Raw genomic sequence first — 21,645 nt, 5'->3', positions numbered from 1 at the left:
GGGGAAATACTATGACTAAAGCTATGGAGGGAAACACTATGACAGAATTCGTAAAGGGCGGAGCATTTTTAACGGAGGATATGGACGCATCACGCGTATTCACACCGGAAGATTTCACAGAAGAGCAAAAAATGATTGCCAAAACAACGGAAGAGTACGTTAAAAATGACGTGGCGCCGCTGATTGAAAAGCTCGAAAATCACGAGTTTGAAAACTCCGTGACATTGCTGAAGAAAGCGGGCGATCTGGGACTTCTTGCGGCAGATATTCCGGAAGAGTATGAAGGTCTTGGACTGGATAAAATTTCGTCTGCATTGATTGCGGAAAAATTGTCCGTAGCTGGCGGCTTCTCGATTACTCACGGCGCACACGTGGGAATCGGTACGTTGCCAATCGTACTGTTCGGTAATCATGAGCAAAAGATGAAGTACTTGCCGAACTCTGCAAGCGGCACGAAAATCTCCGCTTACGCATTGACGGAGCCAAGCTCGGGTTCTGACGCACTGGGTGCCAAGACAACTGCTACATTAAATGCTGCGGGCACTCACTACGTATTGAATGGTGAGAAGCAATGGATTACAAACTCTGCATTTGCTGATGTCTTTGTCGTATATGCGAAAGTGGACGGCGAAAAGTTCACGGCATTTATTGTTGAAAGAGACTATCCGGGTGTTTCTGTAGGGCCGGAAGAGAAGAAAATGGGCATCAAATCATCTTCTACACGTACATTAATCCTCGAAGATGCAGAAGTGCCTGTGGAAAACTTATTAGGAGAAATCGGGCGCGGCCACATTATTGCGTTCAATATTTTGAACATCGGACGCTACAAACTCGGAGTAGGTACAATCGGCGGATCGAAGCGTGCACTTGAGCTGGCTATTAAGTACGCGAATCAGCGGAAGCAGTTCGACACACCGATTTCTTCATTCAACTTGACGAAAGAAAAGTTCGGTACGATGGCTTCTATGCTGTATGCAACAGAGAGCTTGATTTACCGTACGGTCGGATACTTTGAAGAGCGCAATGCGGCGATGAGCCCAGATGAGCAAAAAGATGGCGCTAAAGTGGCGGCTTCCATTGCGGAATATGCTATCGAATGTTCCATTAACAAAGTGGTAGGATCCGAAGTGCTGGATTACATTTCCGATGAAGCAGTTCAAATTCACGGAGGCTACGGCTTCATGGCAGAGTACGAAGTGGAGCGCATCTACCGCGATTCCCGTATTAACCGGATCTTTGAAGGTACGAATGAAATCAACCGAATGATCGTTCCTGGGACATTCCTGAAGAAAGCAATGAAAGGCGAACTGCCATTGCTGCAGCAGGCACAGGCGCTGCAGGAAGAGCTGTTGATGATGATGCCTGAAGAAGTGGGCGACGAAGCATTGGCGCAGGAGAGAGTACTCGTGAAGAATGCGAAGAAGGTCGGTATCCTTGCCGCAGGACTGGCAGCACAGCGCTACGGCACGAAGCTCGATCAGGAACAAGAAATCCTGGTCAACATCGCAGACATCGCCAACGACATTTTCGGAATGGAGTCTGCTTTGCTGCGTACGGAAAAAGCGATCAGCAAAAACGGCGAAGAGAAAGAGAACCAAAAGCTTCTTTATACACAAATCTTCTGTCAGGAAGCGTTTGGACGCATCGAAGCGGCGGCGAAAGAAATACTGCTCGCAGCAGTCGACGGCGACAACCAGCGCATGATGCTCTCTGCATTGCGCAAGCTGACTCGTAACAATCCATACAACCTGATTGCGAAAAAGCGTGAAGCGGCAGAAAAGCTGATCGAAGCAGAAAAATACATCGTGTAATTATAACGTACACTAGACGCCTCCTGTGTGGGGCGTTTTTTTGTGGTGCGGGTTGAAGCTCTGGCTAATCCATTGGGAGCCGCCATCAGCCCCGCTTCAATCCTGCGTGAATAGCGGCGGGACTTGGATTACGCCCTATAAGTAGTTTGGAAATTAAATTTGTCTTAGAACCTGATGAAGTTCAAGTTCAGATACTTGTATAACGATTACAACTCCAATTCAGTGAGCATCAATAAGTATCACCCGCTTGCGTTGCAAGGGATTGGCGCGCAGGAGAGGCGACTCCCGGAGGATCAGCCCGACAGGCGAGACAGCCAAAGGAAGCAACGCGACCTGGCTGGCTCACCGCGGGCCCTCGGGAAAGCGTCCCCTCCGAAGCGCCCATCCCCGCCCCTGGCCAAACTCCAGCCTCTCAAAGTCTAAAAAAAGTGACCCGTCGCTTGGTTGGCATCAGCATACGCTTATTTGCTATACTGAAAAAAAGGAGGATTCCATTATGACTATGACATACTACGGCTATCCAAAATGCACCACGTGCCGCAAAGCGAAGAAATGGCTTGAGAATGAAGGGATTTCATTCGAGGAAAAAAACATTGCAGAACAACCTCCAGGCGAAGACGAACTGCGCACGATGATCAAGAACTCCGGCCTTGAAATGAAAAAGTTGTTCAACACAAGCGGCAAGAAATATCGTGAGCTTAACTTAAAAGACAAACTGCCAACTATGACAGACGATGAAAAAATCACATTGCTCGCTTCGGACGGGATGCTCATTAAACGGCCGATCGTCTCTGACGGCCAAAAAGTTACCGTCGGATTTAATGAAACCGCGTTTTCAGAAACGTGGAAGAAATGATTTAGTTTCTTGTTTTTACAGGGGAACTATGGCAAACTGAATAAAGACAAACTATTATAATTTTGGAGGTAACGACATGAGCACACCAAAAGAATTGCGTTATTCAGAAGAGCATGAATGGGTAAAAGAAGAAGACGGTAAATACCGAATTGGAATCACACATTTCGCACAGTCTGAACTGGGGGACATCGTGTTCGTTGAATTGCCGCAAGTAGGCGATCAATTGAAATCAGACGAGCCTTTCGGAAGCGTTGAATCAGTGAAAACTGTTTCAGAATTATACGCTCCACTGACTGGTAAAGTTGTGGAAGTAAACGAAAATCTGGAAGACAGCCCGGAATTAGTTAACGAATCTCCATATGAAGATGCGTGGATGGTTGTTGTCGAAATCGAAGATAAAGCTGAACTTGATGCGTTAATGACAGCTGAGCAGTACGAGGAAATGACAGCTGAATAATACCGAAATTTAAATGCGCTGGAACGTTTCAGCGCTTTTTTTATACGCTGGGAGGAAACAGCATGGACACGAAAGTTCTAATTGTGGAAGGCGGCTCCGACCGCAAGCGGCTGTTGCCGATCCTTGCTGAGCCGGTGGAGATTCTCTGTACTAACGGCACCATCAGTCCGTACCATATTGAAGAACTGCTGGCACCCTACGAACAACAGGAACTCTTCGTTTTTCTGGATGCGGACGCTTCAGGCGATTCTATTCGCAAGCTCTTCAAACAACTGTATCCGGAAGCGAGACATTTATATACGGACCGTCTCTACCGTGAAGTGGAAACGACCCCCGTCAAATTATTGGCTGCCATTTTAGCGGCCGCCAATTTTAAAGTACATCCGAACTACTTGGCAGGTGGACCTCATGAATAACTGGACAATAGAAGACTGGCAGCGTGCACAGGCGGCAGAGCAAGTGGCCGCTTTCTATTTATTTACCCCGATGTGCGGTACATGTGCAGTTGCTTCCAAAATGCTGAATGTAATTGAAACGATGCGTCCGAAGTTACCTATCGGAAAAGCAGATTTAAACTATGTTCAGGAAATTGCAATTGAATATGAAATCGAAAGTGTGCCGTGCCTGCTCATTCATCGTAAAGGGCAGCCAATTGAAAAGATTTATGCCTTTCAATCCGTGCCGTTTCTACTCGGGAAACTCAGTTGACAATGGAATTCAATGTGTGGTATAAGTAGGGTAATCAACTGAATACAAAACTCTTATATAGAGCGGTGGAGGGAAGTGCCCTATGAAGCCCGGCAACCGTCACATTTGTGAAATGGTGCCAATTCACTCAGAGCAAGTCGCTTTGACAGATGAGAGAAATGGAAACGTACATAATGACTTATACGTTCGGCCTTTCTGCTTGTCCGCAGAAAGGTTTTTTTATTACCAAAAGCGAAAGACGCCGTTAAGCTCCGGCAGGCGTTAGAAGACAATGAAAGAGGATTACATGAGGTGGTGCAGAAAATGATTCAACTAACAAACGTTCATAAAAAATTCCATTTGAACCGTTCAGAAATAATCGCGGTAGATGATGTATCGCTAACCATCAAAGAAGGAGAAATTTTCGGCGTCATCGGTTACAGTGGTGCAGGAAAAAGTACTTTGATTCGGCTGCTGAATGGTCTTGAAACACCCACGTCCGGCAGCATTATGATTCACGGACAGGAAATGACGACATTAAAAGGAGCCGGTCTTCGCAATGCCCGTCAGAAAATCAGTATGATCTTCCAGCACTTTAACTTGCTGTGGTCAAGAACCGTGGAAGAGAATATTATGTTCCCGCTCGAAATTGCGGGTGTGAAAAAATCGGTTCGCAAGCAAAAAGTAAAAGAACTGATAGATCTGGTCGGGTTGACTGGCCGTGAAAAAGCTTATCCCGCACAGTTATCAGGCGGTCAAAAACAACGTGTCGGCATCGCGCGCGCACTTGCGAATGACCCGGAAGTACTGCTTTGTGATGAAGCGACATCCGCGCTTGATCCTGAAACGACAAATGCAATCCTCGATTTATTGACAGACATCAATGAACGTCTTGGACTGACTATTGTCCTTATCACGCATGAAATGCATGTTATCCGTAAGATTTGCCATCGTGTAGCAGTCATGGAAGCAGGGAAGGTCGTGGAGATCGGCAACGTGCTCGACGTCTTTCAATCTCCGCAGGCTGACATTACAAAGCGTTTTATTTCACAGGTGACCGACACTGGCGATACAGACGCAGCGATCGCACACCTGCAGGAGGAAACTCCACACGGAAAGCTGATTAAGCTAGCCTTCATCGGGGAGCGTACAGAGCAGCCTGTCCTTGCTGAGCTGATCCGGAAATACCCGATTGAGGTCAATATCGTCCAGGGAAATATCTCGACTACACGGGACGGCGCGTACGGCACACTGGTCTTGCAGCTGGCAGGGGACGCGGCGGTTGTTGATGAAGCGATCGCTTTCTTAGATGCCAATGAAGTGAAGACGGAGGTGCTGAAGAATGATTGAGCAGTGGTTCCCGAACGTCAATTGGGAGAAAATGTGGGCGGCGACGGGAGAGACACTTTATATGTCCGCGTACTCCACGTTATTCACGTTTATTTTTGGTGTCGCACTCGGTTTGCTGCTATTCCTGACAAGTCCGGGGCAACTCTGGGCCAATAAAATCACCAATGTCTTTACAGGGGCATTTGTCAATGTGTTCCGGTCCATTCCGTTTATCATTTTGATTATTTTATTGCTGCCTCTGACTAATTTGCTTATTGGAAGTATGCGCGGACCGAATGCCGCGTTGCCAGCGTTAATTATCGGCGCAGCACCGTTCTACGGACGCATGGTGCTGATTGCGCTGCAAGAAATTGATAAAGGAGTTATCGAAGCGGCACGTTCAATGGGTGCGAAAACTTCTACCATCATTTTCAAAGTGCTGTTGCCTGAATCCATGCCCGCGCTAGTGTCTGGGATTACAGTGACGTCAATTGCGCTGGTCGGATATACAGCGATGGCAGGGGTAATCGGCGCCGGGGGACTCGGTACACTTGCGTATTTGGAAGGGTTCCAGCGTAACCGCGGCGATGTGACGATGATGGCGACAATTTTAGTTTTGATCATCGTATTCATCATTCAGTTTATCGGTGATTTCTTTGTAAAACGTATGGACAAGCGATAACAGGATTTTCAGGGAAACCTGTCAACCATAAATATAATCCAGTAATGGAGAGGGAGAAATGTGAAGATGAAGAAGTTTTTATTTGGTCTATTCGCGGCGGCACTTGTGCTGGCACTGGCAGCATGCGGCACAAAAGATGATAACAGCAAAGATGCGGCACAGGATGCAGATGACGCAGAAAAGGGCGACAAAACGACTTTGACAGTCGGAGCGTCCAACACGCCGCACGCAGTAATTTTAGAAAAGGCGAAGCCACTATTGGCTGAAAAAGGGTACGATTTGAAGATTGAGAGCTACACAGATTATGTACTGCCAAACAAAGATTTGGATGAAGGCACATTGGATGCGAACTATTTCCAGCACATTCCATATCTAGAGAGTCAAATTGCAGATTTCGGTTATGATTTTGTCAATGCAGGTGCAATTCACATCGAGCCGATCGGTGTCTACTCAAAGAAATATGATTCATTGGAAGAACTTCCTGATGGTGCAACGATCTTAATCAGTAACTCTGTAGCGGATCACGGGCGCGTACTGGCTATGCTTGAAGAAAAAGGTTTGATCAAGCTTGCTGACGATGTGGAAAAAGTGAAGGCGGAAGTAGAAGATATCGTTGAAAATCCGAAGAACTTGGAGTTTGACGCAAACTACGAAGCAGCATTAATGCCGCAATTGTACAAAAATGATGAAGGCGACGCATTATTGATCAACTCAAACTTCGCAATCGACGCCGGCTTAAATCCAATGGAAGATGCGATCGCTTTGGAAGATTCAGAGTCTCCTTACGTTAACGTAATCGCTGTAAAGAGCGGTAACGAAGACAGCGACGCAATCAAAGCATTGATAGAAGTGTTAACTTCAGAACAAATCCAAGATTTCATCGTAGAAGAATGGTCTGGATCAGTAGTTCCAGTAAAATAATGAATAGAAGGCCGGCAGCTGGAGCAGCTGCCGGTTTTTATATTGGAAATAGAGTTCATATATGGTGTTACGCGCTCATAGTTGCTGTGTATCCGCTCATAGCTGCCGTCCACGCGCTCAATGCGTCATCGCGTCCGCTCATAGCTGCCCGCCACGCGCTCAATGCGGCTTCACACCCGCTCATAACCGCCGTCCACGCGCTCAATGCGTCTTCGTATCCGCTCATAGCCGCCGTCCACGCGCTCAACGCGGCATCGTATCCGCTCATAGCCGCCGTCCACGCGCTCAACGCGGCATCGCGTCCGCTCATAGCCACCGTCCACGTGCTCAATGCGTCTTCGCGTCCGCTCATAGCTACCCGCCACGCGCTCAATGCGGCTTCACACCCGCTCATAGCCGCCGTCCACGCGCTCAATGCGACTTCGTATCCGCTCATAGCCGCCGTCCACGCGCTCAATGCGGCATCGCATCCGCTCTTAGCAGTTCGCCACGCGCTCAATGCCACTTCGCCTCAGCTCATAGCCACCGTCCACGCGCTCAATGCGTCATCGCGTCCGCTCATAGCTGCCCGCCACGCGCTCAATGCGGCTTCACACCCGCTCATAGCCGCCGTCCACGCGCTCAATGCGTCTTCACACCCGCTCTTAGCCGCCCGCCACGCGCTCAATGCCGCATCGCGTCCGCTCATAGCCGCCCGCCACCCGCTCATCCCCGCAGCAAAGACACTAAATAAACTAAAATATTTTCTTCTCTATTCCCCGCTCTTGTGGTAAAGTTGTGTTGTTTCAGTCATACATATGTGTATTTGAGGAGGACGTATTGTGAAGTTTAAACTAGGGCTTATTTGGCGTATTTTGATAGCCATTGCGCTGGCGATCGGACTTGGATTATTGCTGCCCGCGATTCATGAAGGTTTCGCGAACTGGTTCGTTCGATTAGCAGCCACGTTCAATATGTTGTTTGGCGGATTCTTGAACTTTATTGTGCCACTCATCATTATTGCGTTTATCGCGCCAAGTATTGCGAAGCTCGGGGCGGGGTCAGGGAAGCTGCTGGGAATGTCTGCAGCGTTTGCCTATGGCTCCACCATTACCGCAGGATTGCTCGCGTATGCTGCGGCATCGACTATTCTGCCTAATTTTATTCATCAATCCACTGATGCAGAGATTGCGGAAGGTGCACGTGCTGCCGGAGAAGCCTTCTTTGAGATGGAAATGGCGCCGATGATGGGAATTATGACGGCGCTGCTCATGGCATTCGTGCTTGGAATTGGCATGGCGGCGATTAAGGGAAAGACGATGCTGTCATTCTTTGAAGAGTTCAACTTGATTATCGATAAAGTTATTTCTGTCGTAATCATTCCGCTGCTGCCGTTTCATATCTTCGGGATTTTCTTAAATATGACGTATACCGGTGAAGTGGCAAATGTATTGTCTGTATTTATCCTGGTATTTATCATGATTATCATTCTTCATCTGATTATGCTGACATTCCAGTATACAGTGGCAGGTACATTGAATAAACGTAATCCGTTTGTCCTGATGAAAACGATGCTGCCTGCTTATTTAACAGCAATCGGCACGCAATCATCAGCCGCAACGATTCCTGTTACACTGCGTCAGGCGAAAAAGACCGGCGCTTCTGAACGGGTGACAAATTTTGCGGTGCCGCTGTTTGCGACTATTCACTTGTCAGGCAGTACGATCACAATTGTGTCTTGCTCTATCGGCGTCATGCTGATGAATGGATTCGACATTAGCTTTGGCATGTATCTGCAATTTATTTTCATGCTGGGCGTTACGATGATTGCAGCCCCGGGTGTGCCGGGCGGTGCAGTAGTAGCGGCAACTGGACTTCTTTCCACCATGCTTGGATTCACTGACGCTATGGTGGCGTTAATGATTGCGCTGTACCTGGCACAGGACAGTTTCGGAACAGCAACAAATGTTACAGGCGACGGCGCACTTGCAATGATCGTCGACCGTTTTACAAAAAAAGCATAGTACAGAGAAAAAGCCGGTCATTTGACTGGCTTTTTTCTGTCTAATTCTTATGTACTAATCTCTCGTTGATTCTCATTCATTAGTTGTCAATTGAAAAATGATAAACTGTGAAATTTCATAGAGGCCCATAGAATCAATGAATTTGCTTATAATTTATAATGATTCTTAAACATTTGCAACCGAATCAAATATGGGTTAAGATTAGAATGATACTAAATAGAGAATGGATAAACCATTCAAGTGATCATACTGGAGGTATTGGAATGGCAACTTTGGAAATTAAAGATCTTCATGTCCAAATTGAGGGCAAAGAAATCTTGAAGGGTGTTACCTTAACAATAAATACAAATGAGATCCATGCAATCATGGGTCCCAATGGTACGGGGAAATCCACACTTGCATCTGCAATTATGGGACACCCGAAATATGAAGTTACATCTGGAAGCATCACAATTGATGGAGAAGACGTTCTGGCAATGGAAGTGGATGAGCGTGCGAAAGCTGGTTTGTTCCTTGCAATGCAGTATCCAAGTGAAATCACTGGCGTAACAAACGCAGATTTCCTGCGTTCAGGAATGAATGCCCGTCGTGAAGAGGGCGACGAAATTTCCTTGATGAAATTTATCCGTGAACTGGACAGCAAGATGGAGTTCCTGGAAATGGATGAAGATATGGCAACACGTTATTTGAACGAAGGTTTCTCAGGCGGAGAGAAAAAGCGCAACGAAATTCTTCAGCTTATGATGTTGAAACCAAAATTTGCAGTACTTGACGAAATTGACTCAGGTCTGGATATCGATGCATTGAAAGTTGTTTCTAAAGGAATCAATGAAATGCGCGGCGAAGGCTTCGGCTGCCTGATCATCACTCACTATCAGCGCTTGTTGAACTATATCAAGCCGGATCACGTGCACATCATCATGCAGGGCAGAATCGTCAAAACTGGCGGACCTGAATTGGCTGAGAAACTTGAGAGCCAAGGATATGACTGGATTAAAGAAGAGCTTGGTATTGAAGACGAGACAGTTGGACAAGAAGCATAAGAAAGGGGACGACTTAAAATGACGGTTGAAACAACATTGGCATTGACCGAACAGGACGTCCGCTCTTATTCCGCAAAAGTGGAGGAAGCTGCTTGGATGGCAGATTTTCGTTCGAATGCTCTGGCGAAAGCTGAAGTGCTCGAAATGCCGAGACCAGATAAAACAAAAATTACTAATTGGAATTTCACGGAATTCCCTTCACATACAGTAGAAAGTTCAAACTTCGCGGCGCTGGAGGAACTTCCGACAGAAGCGAAGACATTAATTGATGATGAACAGCAGCAAAACATTTATGTACAGCATAATAATACACCTGCATACACTTCATTATCAGAAGACCTGAAGTCGCAAGGCGTTATTTTGACGGATATCTTCACAGCATCCCGCGAACATAGCGAACTGCTGCAGAAGTACTTGATGACGGACGGCGTGAAAGTAGATGAGCATAAATTAACAGCTCTTCATGCAGCATTAATTAACGGCGGCGTATTCGTATACGTTCCTAAAAACGTTGTTATCGAAGATCCGCTGCAAGTACTGTTCATTCATGACAATGAAGAAGCATCATTGTTTAACCACGCAGTGATCGTGGCTGAAGCGAACAGTTCCGTTACGTATGTAGAAAACTACCTTTCTACTATGGAGCACGCCGAAACACAGGCAAACATCGTATCCGAAGTATTTGCTATGGATAATGCGAAAATTGTCTACGGTGCAGTCGACGTATTAGCTGAAGGAATGACAACTTACGTCAACCGTCGCGGAGTAGTAGGACCAAACGCTCGCATCGAGTGGGCACTGGGTCTGATGAATGACAGCAATACGATTTCCGAAAATATTACGCACTTAGTCGGCAACGGCTCATCCAGTGATATGAAATCTGTAGTTGTAGGCCGCGGCAGCCAGAAACAAAACTTCACTTCTGAAATCGTCCACTGGGGACTGGACACGGACGCTTTCATCCTGAAGCACGGAGTTATGAAAGAATCGTCTTCTGCAATCTTTAACGGTATTGGCCGTATCGCCAAAGGAGCTACCCGCTCAAATGCGGTGCAGGAGTCACGTATTCTGATGCTGAGCGAAAGAGGGCGCGGCGACGCAAACCCAATCTTGCTCATTGATGAAGATGATGTAACAGCAGGCCACGCAGCTTCAGTTGGACGTGTAGATCCAATGCAGATGTTCTATCTTATGAGCCGCGGGATTTCAAAAGAAGAAGCAGAACGCCTCATTATTCATGGATTTTTGGCTCCGGTAGTCAGCAAATTGCCGATTGAAGGAGTTAGAAAGCAATTGACGGAGGTTATTGAAAGGAAAGTGCGCTAATGCTCAGTAAAGACATCCGCAATCATTTCCCTATATTAGATCAGGAAGTTAACGGGCATCCGCTTGTATATTTGGACAGTGCGGCAACATCTCAAAAGCCTGTTCAAGTAATCGAAGCTCTCGACCGCTATTACCGTCAGGACAACTCCAACGTTCACCGCGGGGTGCACACACTTGGAAACCGGGCGACAGACGGCTATGAAGGAGCTCGTGAGAAAGTCCGTAAATTTATTAATGCCAAATCCACGCAAGAAGTAATTTTTATGCGCGGTACTACTACAGCAATCAACACAGTAGCAGACAGTTATGGCCGGGCGAACGTCTCGGAAGGCGATGAAATCGTCATTACGCATATGGAGCACCACTCCAATATCATTCCGTGGCAGCAGCTCGCTAAAGAAACCGGCGCTGTGCTGAAATATATCGATTTAGAAGAGGACGGCACATTATCGCTGGATAAAGTGCGCGAAACAATTACAGATAAAACGAAAATCGTTTCTATTATGTACGTTTCCAACGTTCTCGGCACGATGAACCCGATTAAAGAAATTACAGAAATTGCCCATCAGCATGGAGCAGTAATGTGTGTGGATGCAGCCCAGGCTGCACCGCACTTGAAAATAGATGTACAGAATCTGAATTGCGACTTCCTTGCATTTTCCGGACACAAAATGTGCGGACCTACCGGCATCGGTGTCCTCTATGGTAAGAAGGATTTGCTCAATAATATGGAGCCTGTGGAATTCGGCGGCGAAATGATTGACTTCGTCGGATTATACGAATCTACCTGGAAAGAACTGCCTTGGAAATTTGAAGGCGGCACACCTATTATTGCAGGAGCTATCGGACTTGGTGCAGCGATTGATTTTCTGGAAGAGATCGGTTTGGATGCCATCGAAAAACATGAGCATGAACTTGCTGGTTATGCGATGGATAAAATGTCTGAAATTGACGGCTTGACCATTTATGGTCCAAGAGATCCAGAAAAGCGCGCAGGATTGGTCACATTCAATTTGGATGATGTCCATCCTCACGATGTCGCAACTGTACTCGATATGAACGGTATAGCTGTTCGTGCAGGACACCATTGCGCACAGCCATTGATGAAATGGCTGCAATGTTCTTCTACTGCACGTGCCAGCTTCTACCTGTACAACACCACGGATGACGTAGACCGCCTCGTGGAAGGACTTCGCACAACAAAGGAGTATTTTAACGATGTCTACTAACAAACTCGATCAACTATATCGTTCCGTAATTATGGAGCATTATAAACATCCGAAAAACAAAGGCATTTTGGATGATGGGAATGTCACGATTGACATGAACAATCCAACTTGCGGTGACGTCATCCATTTAACGATGAATGTGGAAAATGATATCGTTAAAGACGCGAAGTTTGAAGGCGAAGGGTGTTCTATTTCAATGGCATCCGCTTCCATGATGACGCAAATGATCAAGAACAAGACAACAGAAGAAGCAGTAAAATTAGCTCATACCTTTTCAGATATGATGTTAGGCAAAGATTTGGACGAGTCGGTTGATCTCGATGACCTTGAAGCACTTTCGGGTGTCGCGCAATTCCCTGCCCGAATTAAATGTGCAACATTGAGCTGGAAGGCGATGGAAAAGGGAGTCTCTGGCGAGTCGCAGTGACCTTGGCCATAGTACGAGCAATTATGGGACGGAGGAATAATAATGGCGAAACAAATGCCCGAAATCGGTGATTATAAGTATGGTTTCCACGATAAAGACGTTTCTGTGTTCCGTTCAGAACGCGGTCTGACACGTGAAATAGTAGAAGAAATTTCTGCTATGAAAGAAGAGCCGCAATGGATGTTGGATTACCGTTTAAAATCTCTTGAGATTTTTTACAGCAAGCCAATGCCGCAGTGGGGCGGAGACTTGAATTCATTGAATTTCGATGAAATCACGTATTACGTTAAACCATCTGAAGCAACAGAAACTTCTTGGGATGAAGTACCTGAGGAAATCAAGCGTACGTTTGATAAATTGGGTATTCCGGAAGCAGAACAAAAATACTTGGCAGGTGTATCTGCACAGTATGAATCTGAAGTGGTTTACCACAACATGAAAGAAGAACTTACAGATCTCGGAATTGTCTTTAAAGACACAGATTCTGCACTTCTTGAAAACGAAGAACTATTCAAGAAGTACTGGGGTACAGTTATTCCGAATTCTGACAATAAATTCTCAGCGCTGAACTCTGCTGTCTGGTCAGGTGGTTCATTCATCTATGTACCGCCAGGCGTGAAAGTTGAGACTCCGCTGCAGGCATATTTCCGTATTAACTCGGAAAATATGGGACAGTTCGAGCGTACGCTGATCATCGTGGACGAAGGCGCAAGCGTTCACTACGTAGAAGGCTGTACAGCACCTGTCTACACAACGAACTCACTGCATAGTGCGGTTGTTGAGATTATCATTAAGAAAGACGCATATTGCCGTTACACGACAATCCAAAACTGGGCGAACAACGTCTATAACTTGGTAACAAAGCGTGCAGTATGTGAAGAAAATGCAACGATGGAATGGATTGACGGGAACATCGGTTCTAAATTGACGATGAAATACCCGGCAGTCATCTTAAAAGGTGAAGGCTCACGCGGTCTGACATTATCCATCGCACTTGCAGGTAAAGGACAGCATCAGGATGCCGGCGCGAAAATGATGCACTTGGCACCTAACACGTCTTCTACTATTGTTTCAAAATCTATCTCTCAACACGGCGGAAAAGTAACGTACCGCGGAATCGTCCACTTCGGACGTAAAGCGGATGGAGCTCGTGCCAACATTGAGTGTGATACATTGATTATGGATAAACTGTCCACTTCTGATACGATTCCGTACAATGAAATCTTGAATGACAACATTTCATTGGAACACGAAGCAAAAGTATCAAAAGTTTCCGAAGAGCAGCTCTTCTACTTGATGAGCCGCGGTATTCCTGAATTGGAAGCAACGGAAATGATCGTAATGGGCTTTATCGAGCCATTTACAAAAGAACTGCCGATGGAATATGCGGTAGAAATGAACCGACTGATCAAGTTTGAAATGGAAGGTTCAATCGGATAAATCAACAAATTTCTGGCTCATCTAAAGGATGAGCCAGTTTTTTTATTTGGTGAAAGAGTTATAAGCCGCACAGTAAAACGTTCATTTTCATTTGCCTATGTATATACATGGATAAATGAAAATGCTACGATATCAATAATGAATTAGCCGGAACTTTTTTAAAATGTAAAGCAGGGAGTGACAGGCATGGAGAAAAAACTGGATCAAGAACAGGCGAATTACGTGATTGAAGTGTGCGCTTGTGCGAATCTGCGGACGGTGTCAGGATCTCTGACGCAGCTTTACAATAAACTCCTGAAACCGACAGGGCTAAAAATCACACAGTATTATATGCTTGGGAATATTTACACGTTGCCGGACATTTCTATAAGTAAGCTGAGTGAAATCATGCTGCTTGACCAAACAACCGTGACCCGTAACCTGAACATTTTAAAGGACTCTGGGCTGGTAACTATTGAGCGTGCTGCGCAGGATTCTCGGACAAAAGTGGTTTCTGTGACGGCTGCCGGATATGAGAAATTGAACAATGCGACACCTATCTGGACAAAAGTACAGGAACAAATTGAAGGAGCTATGGGCAAAGAAGAGTATATGGACTTATTAAATAAACTGCATGATCTACAAAATGTCATCGATGATTTGGAAATCTGAAGCCAGAGGAATAAACTAGATTCCGCTGATTTATAATGGTTCACGCCAGAAGAAGTGAAAATAAGAAAGTCATATTACTAAATTGATTGACAAGTCAAAAAAAAGCGGTACAATACATGTATATACATGCATCGTATGCTTGCTTACATTTAATTTAATTGAAGAATGTACGGGATTTTTTACATTATTCTTTTAATCACTGAATTGAAAGCGCTTACGAATAAAGGGGAGTGTACAAGATGAATATAGCAGAATTGAAAAAGAGTATGAGTATTCCAGTGATTGCTTCGCCTATGTTTATTATCAGTAACCCAAAGACCGTGATCGAGCAGTGTAAAGCGGGGATTATCGGTTCCATGCCTTCTTTAAATGCAAGACCGATCGCTCAATTTGAAGAATGGCTCATTGAGATTACAGAAGAACTGGCAGATTATAATGCGAAGAATCCGCATAAGCCCGCTGCGCCGTTTGCGATTAACCAAATTGTTCACCGGTCAAATGAAAGACTGCAGGAAGATATGGAGCTTTGCGTGAAGTATAAAGTTCCCATCATAATTACATCACTCGGTGCAAGAGAAGATGTCTACGAGGCTGCACACAGCTATGGCGGAATCGTCTTGCACGATGTAATTAATAATACGTTTGCAAAGAAAGCCATTGAAAAAGGCGCAGACGGTTTAATTGCGGTAGCGGCAGGGGCTGGAGGGCATGCAGGGCCAAAGAGTCCATTTGCGCTCATTCAGGAAATCCGCGAATGGTTTGATGGGCCGCTGGTACTTGGCGGTTCTATCGCAACCGGGGGAAGCGTCTTAGCGGCAGAAGCGATGGGGGCAGATTTTGCTTACATTGGTTCACCATTTATTGCGACAGAAGAAGCAAGAGCCGTTAATGAATATAAGCAAGCGATCCTAGACGCAACTTCTGATGATATCGTCTACAGCAACTATTTCACTGGCGTACACGGAAATTATTTAGCTCCATCAATTCGTGCTTCCGGTTTGGATCCGGACAACTTGCCGGAAAGTGATCCTTCCCAAATGAATTTTGGCGGAGAGGGCAGCAAAAAAGCGTGGAAAGATATTTGGGGCTGCGGTCAGGGAATCGGCGTAATCAATAAAGTACAGCCGATCAAAGACTATGTCGGACAATTAACAGACCAATATAACCAAGCGAAAAATAAATTAATTGGTGATACAGTCAACACGGCAGGCAGATAATTCTTCAGTATCAACTGCCGGACCCGCGTTTCGTTTATACTACAATAAAAATCGGCGTGTGAATTTCAGACACTCCGATTTTTTTGTATGGATCAATAAAGTAGTTAGCCGAAGAGAAAAAGTCTCATAAGTGAAATCAATTCGTTGATTTTATACCTGTGGGGGTATATAATGAAGATACTAACTAGATAAAAGGAGTTTTTCAAATGACAGCAAAAGCAACAGTTTATGTTTCATCTACTTGTCCATACTGCACGATGATGACGAATTATCTTGAGGAAATTCATGTGCCTTATGAAACGATTAATATCACTACAGACTCGGCGGCAGGGCAGCGCCTGGTTGAAACGACTGGACAGATGGGTGTGCCTCAAACACTGTTAAACGGCAAATGGATACTCGGCTTTGATCCGGCAAGTGTTCAGGCCGCATTGGACGCATGAATAAAGTCAAACAGCTCTTATTCTGCAGATCGTGTACAGTTCAAACGGCGGAGGAAATGGAAAAGAAATTATTTCCCCGCTTCTGTATAGGCCATGCAGCGTTTGTGGTGATGGGAATCATCCTAGTCATCATGGAATGGACACACTAAAGGGAGGCCGCAACAATGGGTTGGATTTTCATTGCGCTGATCGTCATAGCAGTAGTCTGGCGAATGAAGCCGGCAAAAGGCGTGAACATCATCACAACAGAAGAATTAAAAGGAAGAATGAAAGACCGTAACGTTCAGTTTATAGATGTCCGTACGCCTGCAGAATATAAAGAGCGTCATATTCCGTTATTCAAAAACATCCCGCTGAATCTGTTGAAAAATCAGATGGCGTCATTACCGAAAGAGCAGGAAATCATTTTGATTTGTCAAAGCGGCATGCGCAGCATGAATGCCGCAGGGCAGTTGAAAAAAGCCGGGTATACGAATGTAACGAATGTGCGCGGCGGCATGAGCGCGTGGCGGGAGTAAGGATAGAAAAAGCGTCTTGGGTGCAATAACCCGGGACGCTTTTTCGCGTGTGTTTGATTTGGAAGAAATGTAATGCTTGGTCGCGGCGAGATATAATGCTATTGCGCGAAGAGAATGCGCGGTCCCGTCGCCAAATAGCGCAGCGGCACACCAAACAACCCCGCCCCACCAAGAAAATAAGCGCAAATAGCAGAAGTTTATGCAATGAAACTCCAAAAAGGAAAAAGTGAGCTGCAGCGTATGACTTTTCCGAAAACACATGAGATATGATACACTGAATGAAAGCTAAAAGGAGGGGGAACTTTCCGTGATACATGTTGGCCTGACAGGGTGGGGAGACCATCCAAGCCTGTATAATGAAAAAACAATAGCGAATAAAAAGCTCATTGATTACAGCAAACACTTTCCAATTGTCGAACTTGATTCGACGTTTTATGCTATACAATCCAAAAAAGTGATGGATAAATGGACGGAGGAAACTCCTGCTGATTTTCGGTTCATTGTGAAAGCCTATCAAGGTATTACCGGCCATCAGCGGGGGAAGCTGCCGTATGATTCTGAAGAGGAGATGTTCTCACAATTCAAGCTGTCATTGACGTCGTTTGTGGAAGCAGGGAAACTGGCGATGATCCTTGTGCAATTTCCGCCGTGGTTTGATTGCCGGAAAGAAAACGTCGACCGTATCCGCTATGTGCATGATCAGTTACAGCCGCTGCCGGTTGCGGTAGAGTTTCGCCACCAATCTTGGTACTCACCTGCCTACCGGGAGAAGACATTGGATTTCCTGAAGAGTTTAAACATCATCCATGTTGTCTGTGATGAGCCGCAGGTCGGGGACGGCAGTGTGCCGCTCGTGCCGGCTGCGACCGATCCGAAGGTGCTGCTGCGTCTTCATGGACGCAATGACAAAGGATGGGTCAATACAATGGGAGACAGTAAAGCGTGGCGTAAAGTGCGCTACCTTTATGATTATAATGAAAAAGAATTAGAGAGTATGCGCGATGTCGTCAAACACCTTGAAAAACAAACACAGGAAGTATTCGTTATATTTAATAACAACTCCGGTCAGCATGCTGCGAAGAACGCTAAGCAATTCGCGGATCTGGTCAACATAGAGTATGGTCAGCCACTCACCGAGCAGCTGGATTTATTTGAGGGGGATCAGTAATGGAATTTGCAGTGCTGGCCTTAATCGGTCTGGCTTCGGGTGTAATCGGCTCGATTGCCGGGCTCGGCGGCGGAACAATTCTGGTGCCCGTCACATTATTTGTCGGGCTGAATCTTGGCCTAATTCCTGATATTACGCCACAAAGTGTAGTCGGTTTATCGGTCATTATGATGATCGCGAACGGACTTGGCTCGACCATATCATACATGAAAGTCAGGACAATCGATTACCGCAGTGCCCTGCTATTTTTTACAGCGAGTATACCCGGGATCATTATTGGCGCGTTCATCAATAAAAATGTTAGTTTGCAATCATTTAATCTATTTTTCGGCATATTATTAATTGTCTTGTCTACACTGTTATTAACGAGAAAATATTTGAAGCCGATTCGCTGGTTTGTGGAAAACGGAAGGAAAGTGACATTCACAGATCCGCAGGGTAAGGCGCATATCTACGGCTATCCGATCTGGTTTGCCATCCTCCTGTCATTATTTATTGGACTGACATCGGGGTTATTTGGAATCGGCGGCGGCACCATGATCGTTCCTGCGATGATTTTGCTGTTCCTTTTCCCTCCGCACGTAGCAGTGGCCACATCGATGCTGATGGTATTCCTGTCATCCATCGTAAATTCAATTTCGCATATTTCTCTCGGGCATGTGCCGTGGCTCTATACGATTCCGGTCGTGCCAGGCGCCTATTTCGGCGGAATGCTCGGTGCGTATTTGAATGGCAAAATGAAATCAGATACGCTGGTTTTGGTCATTCGCATCATTTTACTCGTCTTTGGACTGCGTTCCATCTATGAGGGGATTTGGGGTTGACGTATATGGAAGAAACAGTAGCGACAATTCATATTTATCATACGAATGATGTGCATAGTCATTTTGAAAACTGGCCGCAGATTTCCCGCTTTCTGAAACAGCGCAAGCAGCAGGCGGAAGCAAAGGGAGAAGCGGTTTTCTTATTTGATATCGGTGATCATATCGACAGATCCCACCCATTTACTGAAGGCACGGAAGGCAAAGGAAATATTGACCTGCTCAATGAGGCAGAGTACGATACCGTGACAATCGGCAATAATGAAGGCATCACGATGTCGAAAGAATCATTGAATGCGTTGTATGAAGATGCTCAGTTTGACGTGGTGCTTTGTAATTTAACAGACTTGGACGGTGCGTTACCTTACTGGGCGAAGACATCAAAGATTCTGGAGACGGCAGACGGCGTGCGGATCGGCATCACAGGTGCCACTGCGCCGTATTATGCGTTCTATGAGCAGCTGGGCTGGCGCGTTACGGAGCCGCATGCAGCGCTCAAAGAAGTGGCTAAAAGTCTGCGGCCGCAATGCGATGTGGTGATTTGCCTGTCGCATTTAGGCATCAATGAAGATCGTCTGCTTGCGGCGGAACGTCCAGAATTCGATGTCATTTTAGGCGGCCATACTCACCATTTACTCCAGAATGGGGAATGGCACAACGACACGTTGATTGCAGCAGCCGAAAAGTTCGGTCATTATGTCGGCCACATCCAGGTGGACGTCGACCGCATGACGAATCAAGTACTTCATATGACTGCAGAAGTGTTCCCGACACAGTTAATGAAGCGGACAGAAGAAGATGTCGCAGAAGTGAACGGCTATCTGAATGAAGGAGAAGAAGCTCTGGAAGTGCCTGTTTTTTATAATCCGTCCGCCCTGCCGCAGCGGCTGACAGGAAACAGTCCCTTGTCTTCGCTGTTTGGCCGTGCATTGCTGACTTATTTGGATGCAGATTGTGCGCTGTTTAACGCCGGCATTTTTCTCGGCAGTCTGGATGAAGGCTGGGTGACGAAAGGTGACCTCCACTCGCTGCTGCCGCATCCGATCAATCCATGCCTAGTTCGTTTAGACGGAGAGGACTTGCTGACAATCTACGAGCAGTCACTGGATCCCAAATGGACAGAACTGCCGATCAGAGGTCTGGGTTTCCGCGGCACATTGATGGGCAGCATGATTCATGAGCATTTATTCCTTAACAGCGACGGACAATTATTCGCAGGAAACCGATTGGTGGAACCCGGCAGCACCTATACTCTTGCAACACTCGATATGTTTACGTTCGGCTATTTTTTTCCGCTGCTGAAAGAAGCTCCGAAAGAATATATCATGCCGGAAATGCTTCGTGATGTGCTCGGCTGGTACGGAAGAAAATATTTTAATGAAGGCTAGTATGTACGCCTCCTGCTTCGCATAATGTGTAGCAGGAGGCGTATTTATGCGGTTTTATACGAATCAAAAACGGCCGAAGAGACATCACTACGGCAAAAATATCCTGCGCTTTGTCATTCCGTCTATTTTCGTGGCAGTCGCTATGTTTTTCTACACTGTCAATAAACAATTGACCCCGATCTATACACAATATGCCGAAGTCCAAACTCAAAAAATAGCGAGTCACGTCATAAGCCAGGCTATCCAAAACCGTACCACCAGTGTCTATGATGTCAATGAAATCATTGAGAATGTGCCGGATGACACGAAAGATACGGTGACAACGAAATTTAACGCGGAAATCATCAGCCAGGTGATGTCCGAAATCCATCAGCTCGTAGAAGATCATCTGGAACGTGCAGAAGGCGGAGATCTGGATATGCTGCCGCCGCTTGGTGATCTTGAATACAATCCCGATCGCATGGAGAAAGAGCAAGGGATCGTCTTCTTCGTACCGCTCGGTCAGGCGACCAATATCCCGCTGATCGGTAACCTCGGTCCGAAAATCCCCATCCGTTTTCATGTTGTTGGGGATGTCCATGCCACTGTCGATACGAATATACGGGAATTTGGAATCAATAATGCGTATGTGGAAGTGAATCTCAAATTGCAGGTCAATGTACAAATTATTGTGCCATTAGCGACCAGCAAAAGTGTTGTAGAGCAGGAAATTCCCATTGCCATGGGCTTAATCAGAGGGAAAGTTCCGCAAATTTATTCAAAGGGTGAACAGACACCCGCACAGATAGAAGTGCCTCTGGAAGATACGGAGTAAAAGGTATTGTGAACAATGTCGATTATTGCTACACTGATACAAGAAGAATATCGAGACTTACGTAGAGGCTGCATTGCTTATAAGTACCTGGTGAGAGAGTGACGTCGAAGACCGCCAGCAAAAGGAGGCAGTGCCGAAGTTTGAGAAGAGTCCGCTTCTCAAGTTGGGGTCATTTCAAAGAGGAATGACACTGTCATACAGCGACAAATGTATGGAGAGCTACAGTAGCCAGATGACCTGCACTTGATGTACATGACTCAATGACCAGCAGAGATATTGTCCGGCCGACTCCCACACGTTCGTAACGACCTGTTGGAGTCGGCTTTTTGCTGGCAATATCAGCAATCCGTTGTTGGTGCTGTCTTTCCGCCCTTCAGAAGACCTTCTGCATTTCGATATCATCTATCAACCAGA

The 21,645-nt window shown here is 46.0% G+C and carries 24 protein-coding genes and 2 riboswitches; of the genes, 22 read left to right on the top strand and 2 right to left on the bottom strand.

The genetic code is table 11. The features are described 5' to 3' along the window. The first annotated feature begins 11 nt into the window (after nt 1–11). The 8 genes from SporoP33_RS03975 (at nt 12) to SporoP33_RS03940 (ending at nt 6,743) form a co-directional block, all read left to right on the top strand. Nucleotides 12–1,811, top strand: coding sequence for an acyl-CoA dehydrogenase family protein (locus tag SporoP33_RS03975; protein ID WP_369821955.1), 1,800 nt, complete (start codon nt 12–14; stop codon nt 1,809–1,811). Nucleotides 1,812–2,307: 496 nt separating this feature from the next. Then, on the top strand, nt 2,308–2,667 hold the full coding sequence (locus SporoP33_RS03970) for an arsenate reductase family protein (protein WP_081242533.1): 360 nt from the start codon (nt 2,308–2,310) through the stop codon (nt 2,665–2,667). Nucleotides 2,668–2,743: 76 nt separating this feature from the next. Further along, nucleotides 2,744–3,124 carry a glycine cleavage system protein GcvH gene (gene gcvH, locus SporoP33_RS03965; RefSeq protein WP_081242532.1) on the top strand — a complete coding sequence of 127 codons (381 nt, stop codon included), beginning with the start codon at nt 2,744–2,746 and terminating at the stop codon, nt 3,122–3,124. 62 nt (nt 3,125–3,186) lie between these two features. After that, the gene (locus SporoP33_RS03960; RefSeq protein WP_081242531.1) at nt 3,187–3,540 is read left to right on the top strand and encodes a toprim domain-containing protein; all 354 of its coding nucleotides are present in this window, start codon (nt 3,187–3,189) and stop codon (nt 3,538–3,540) included. Next, entirely contained in the window at nt 3,533–3,832 is a 300-nt protein-coding gene (locus tag SporoP33_RS03955) for a thioredoxin family protein (protein WP_081242530.1), read from the top strand. The genes SporoP33_RS03960 and SporoP33_RS03955 overlap by 8 nt, the downstream gene beginning before the upstream one ends. 50 nt (nt 3,833–3,882) lie before the next feature. Further along, nucleotides 3,883–3,988, top strand: a riboswitch (SAM riboswitch). 147 nt (nt 3,989–4,135) lie between these two features. Next, a complete protein-coding gene (locus SporoP33_RS03950) occupies nt 4,136–5,161 on the top strand; it encodes a methionine ABC transporter ATP-binding protein (protein WP_081242529.1) in 1,026 nt (341 codons plus the stop codon). Continuing rightward, entirely contained in the window at nt 5,154–5,822 is a 669-nt protein-coding gene (locus SporoP33_RS03945; RefSeq protein ID WP_081242528.1) for a methionine ABC transporter permease, read from the top strand. Before SporoP33_RS03950 ends, SporoP33_RS03945 begins: the two co-directional genes overlap by 8 nt. Before the next feature lie 66 nt (nt 5,823–5,888). Further along, nucleotides 5,889–6,743, top strand: a complete 855-nt coding sequence (locus SporoP33_RS03940) for a MetQ/NlpA family ABC transporter substrate-binding protein (RefSeq protein ID WP_081242527.1) — start codon at nt 5,889–5,891, stop codon at nt 6,741–6,743. 67 nt (nt 6,744–6,810) lie between these two features. Here SporoP33_RS03940 and SporoP33_RS03935 read toward each other — a convergent pair whose 3' ends face one another. Together SporoP33_RS03935 and SporoP33_RS15920 are read right to left on the bottom strand one after the other, a co-directional pair. After that, nucleotides 6,811–7,242 (bottom strand): hypothetical protein, encoded by a 432-nt coding sequence (locus tag SporoP33_RS03935; RefSeq protein WP_081242526.1) that lies wholly within the window; start codon nt 7,240–7,242, stop codon nt 6,811–6,813. Nucleotides 7,243–7,254: 12 nt separating this feature from the next. Then, nucleotides 7,255–7,431, bottom strand: a complete 177-nt coding sequence (locus SporoP33_RS15920; RefSeq protein WP_155961301.1) for a hypothetical protein — start codon at nt 7,429–7,431, stop codon at nt 7,255–7,257. A gap of 133 nt (nt 7,432–7,564) precedes the next feature. Here SporoP33_RS15920 and SporoP33_RS03930 point away from each other — a divergent pair, with 133 nt between their 5' ends. The 14 genes from SporoP33_RS03930 to yunB all read left to right on the top strand — a co-directional run bounded on the left by SporoP33_RS03930 (nt 7,565) and on the right by yunB (nt 21,231). After that, nucleotides 7,565–8,746, top strand: a complete 1,182-nt coding sequence (locus SporoP33_RS03930; RefSeq protein WP_081242525.1) for a dicarboxylate/amino acid:cation symporter — start codon at nt 7,565–7,567, stop codon at nt 8,744–8,746. A 263-nt stretch (nt 8,747–9,009) separates the two neighbouring features. Further along, entirely contained in the window at nt 9,010–9,789 is a 780-nt protein-coding gene (gene sufC, locus SporoP33_RS03925) for a Fe-S cluster assembly ATPase SufC (RefSeq protein WP_081242524.1), read from the top strand. Nucleotides 9,790–9,807: 18 nt separating this feature from the next. Further along, a complete protein-coding gene (gene sufD, locus SporoP33_RS03920) occupies nt 9,808–11,115 on the top strand; it encodes a Fe-S cluster assembly protein SufD (protein WP_081242523.1) in 1,308 nt (435 codons plus the stop codon). Next, complete coding sequence (locus SporoP33_RS03915) at nt 11,115–12,344, top strand: cysteine desulfurase (protein WP_081242522.1); 1,230 nt, start codon at nt 11,115–11,117, stop codon at nt 12,342–12,344. The genes sufD and SporoP33_RS03915 overlap by 1 nt, the downstream gene beginning before the upstream one ends. Next, a complete protein-coding gene (gene sufU, locus SporoP33_RS03910) occupies nt 12,334–12,771 on the top strand; it encodes a Fe-S cluster assembly sulfur transfer protein SufU (RefSeq protein ID WP_081242521.1) in 438 nt (145 codons plus the stop codon). Before SporoP33_RS03915 ends, sufU begins: the two co-directional genes overlap by 11 nt. Before the next feature lie 42 nt (nt 12,772–12,813). Then, nucleotides 12,814–14,211 carry a Fe-S cluster assembly protein SufB gene (gene sufB, locus SporoP33_RS03905; protein ID WP_081242520.1) on the top strand — a complete coding sequence of 466 codons (1,398 nt, stop codon included), beginning with the start codon at nt 12,814–12,816 and terminating at the stop codon, nt 14,209–14,211. 186 nt (nt 14,212–14,397) lie between these two features. Beyond that, a complete protein-coding gene (locus SporoP33_RS03900; RefSeq protein ID WP_081242519.1) occupies nt 14,398–14,862 on the top strand; it encodes a MarR family winged helix-turn-helix transcriptional regulator in 465 nt (154 codons plus the stop codon). Between the two features lie 239 nt (nt 14,863–15,101). Beyond that, a complete protein-coding gene (locus SporoP33_RS03895) occupies nt 15,102–16,079 on the top strand; it encodes an NAD(P)H-dependent flavin oxidoreductase (protein ID WP_081242518.1) in 978 nt (325 codons plus the stop codon). Between the two features lie 206 nt (nt 16,080–16,285). Further along, nucleotides 16,286–16,522, top strand: coding sequence for a glutaredoxin family protein (locus SporoP33_RS03890; RefSeq protein ID WP_081242517.1), 237 nt, complete (start codon nt 16,286–16,288; stop codon nt 16,520–16,522). 164 nt (nt 16,523–16,686) lie between these two features. Then, a complete protein-coding gene (locus tag SporoP33_RS03885) occupies nt 16,687–17,040 on the top strand; it encodes a rhodanese-like domain-containing protein (RefSeq protein WP_081242516.1) in 354 nt (117 codons plus the stop codon). A gap of 307 nt (nt 17,041–17,347) precedes the next feature. Beyond that, a complete protein-coding gene (locus SporoP33_RS03880) occupies nt 17,348–18,208 on the top strand; it encodes a DUF72 domain-containing protein (RefSeq protein ID WP_081242515.1) in 861 nt (286 codons plus the stop codon). Then, complete coding sequence (locus tag SporoP33_RS03875; RefSeq protein ID WP_081242514.1) at nt 18,208–19,032, top strand: sulfite exporter TauE/SafE family protein; 825 nt, start codon at nt 18,208–18,210, stop codon at nt 19,030–19,032. The genes SporoP33_RS03880 and SporoP33_RS03875 overlap by 1 nt, the downstream gene beginning before the upstream one ends. A 5-nt stretch (nt 19,033–19,037) precedes the next feature. Beyond that, nucleotides 19,038–20,417, top strand: a complete 1,380-nt coding sequence (locus SporoP33_RS03870; RefSeq protein ID WP_231293294.1) for a bifunctional metallophosphatase/5'-nucleotidase — start codon at nt 19,038–19,040, stop codon at nt 20,415–20,417. A 46-nt stretch (nt 20,418–20,463) separates the two neighbouring features. Further along, a complete protein-coding gene (yunB, locus tag SporoP33_RS03865; RefSeq protein ID WP_081242512.1) occupies nt 20,464–21,231 on the top strand; it encodes a sporulation protein YunB in 768 nt (255 codons plus the stop codon). A 54-nt stretch (nt 21,232–21,285) separates the two neighbouring features. After that, nucleotides 21,286–21,461, top strand: a riboswitch (Lysine riboswitch). Nucleotides 21,462–21,645: the final 184 nt, after the last annotated feature.

The sequence above is a fragment of the Sporosarcina sp. P33 genome (genome assembly GCF_002077155.1).
Classification (GTDB): Bacteria; Bacillota; Bacilli; order Bacillales_A; family Planococcaceae; genus Sporosarcina.
This window is presented reverse-complemented; position numbering and strand designations above follow the sequence as displayed.

Excerpts from the sequence above, each read along its gene's own strand:
- yunB (WP_081242512.1), top strand. The coding sequence starts at position 20,464 with ATGCGGTTTTATACGAATCAAAAACGGCCGAAGAGACATCACTACGGC.
- SporoP33_RS03900 (WP_081242519.1), top strand. The coding sequence starts at position 14,398 with ATGGAGAAAAAACTGGATCAAGAACAGGCGAATTACGTGATTGAAGTG.
- sufD (WP_081242523.1), top strand. The coding sequence starts at position 9,808 with ATGACGGTTGAAACAACATTGGCATTGACCGAACAGGACGTCCGCTCT.
- SporoP33_RS03945 (WP_081242528.1), top strand. The coding sequence starts at position 5,154 with ATGATTGAGCAGTGGTTCCCGAACGTCAATTGGGAGAAAATGTGGGCG.
- sufU (WP_081242521.1), top strand. The coding sequence starts at position 12,334 with ATGTCTACTAACAAACTCGATCAACTATATCGTTCCGTAATTATGGAG.
- SporoP33_RS03975 (WP_369821955.1), top strand. The coding sequence starts at position 12 with ATGACTAAAGCTATGGAGGGAAACACTATGACAGAATTCGTAAAGGGC.
- SporoP33_RS03875 (WP_081242514.1), top strand. The coding sequence starts at position 18,208 with ATGGAATTTGCAGTGCTGGCCTTAATCGGTCTGGCTTCGGGTGTAATC.
- SporoP33_RS15920 (WP_155961301.1), bottom strand. The coding sequence starts at position 7,431 with ATGAGCGGACGCGATGCGGCATTGAGCGCGTGGCGGGCGGCTAAGAGC.
- gcvH (WP_081242532.1), top strand. The coding sequence starts at position 2,744 with ATGAGCACACCAAAAGAATTGCGTTATTCAGAAGAGCATGAATGGGTA.
- SporoP33_RS03970 (WP_081242533.1), top strand. The coding sequence starts at position 2,308 with ATGACTATGACATACTACGGCTATCCAAAATGCACCACGTGCCGCAAA.
- SporoP33_RS03895 (WP_081242518.1), top strand. The coding sequence starts at position 15,102 with ATGAATATAGCAGAATTGAAAAAGAGTATGAGTATTCCAGTGATTGCT.
- SporoP33_RS03960 (WP_081242531.1), top strand. The coding sequence starts at position 3,187 with ATGGACACGAAAGTTCTAATTGTGGAAGGCGGCTCCGACCGCAAGCGG.
- SporoP33_RS03955 (WP_081242530.1), top strand. The coding sequence starts at position 3,533 with ATGAATAACTGGACAATAGAAGACTGGCAGCGTGCACAGGCGGCAGAG.
- SporoP33_RS03885 (WP_081242516.1), top strand. The coding sequence starts at position 16,687 with ATGGGTTGGATTTTCATTGCGCTGATCGTCATAGCAGTAGTCTGGCGA.
- SporoP33_RS03915 (WP_081242522.1), top strand. The coding sequence starts at position 11,115 with ATGCTCAGTAAAGACATCCGCAATCATTTCCCTATATTAGATCAGGAA.
- SporoP33_RS03890 (WP_081242517.1), top strand. The coding sequence starts at position 16,286 with ATGACAGCAAAAGCAACAGTTTATGTTTCATCTACTTGTCCATACTGC.
- sufB (WP_081242520.1), top strand. The coding sequence starts at position 12,814 with ATGGCGAAACAAATGCCCGAAATCGGTGATTATAAGTATGGTTTCCAC.
- SporoP33_RS03950 (WP_081242529.1), top strand. The coding sequence starts at position 4,136 with ATGATTCAACTAACAAACGTTCATAAAAAATTCCATTTGAACCGTTCA.
- sufC (WP_081242524.1), top strand. The coding sequence starts at position 9,010 with ATGGCAACTTTGGAAATTAAAGATCTTCATGTCCAAATTGAGGGCAAA.
- SporoP33_RS03870 (WP_231293294.1), top strand. The coding sequence starts at position 19,038 with ATGGAAGAAACAGTAGCGACAATTCATATTTATCATACGAATGATGTG.
- SporoP33_RS03940 (WP_081242527.1), top strand. The coding sequence starts at position 5,889 with ATGAAGAAGTTTTTATTTGGTCTATTCGCGGCGGCACTTGTGCTGGCA.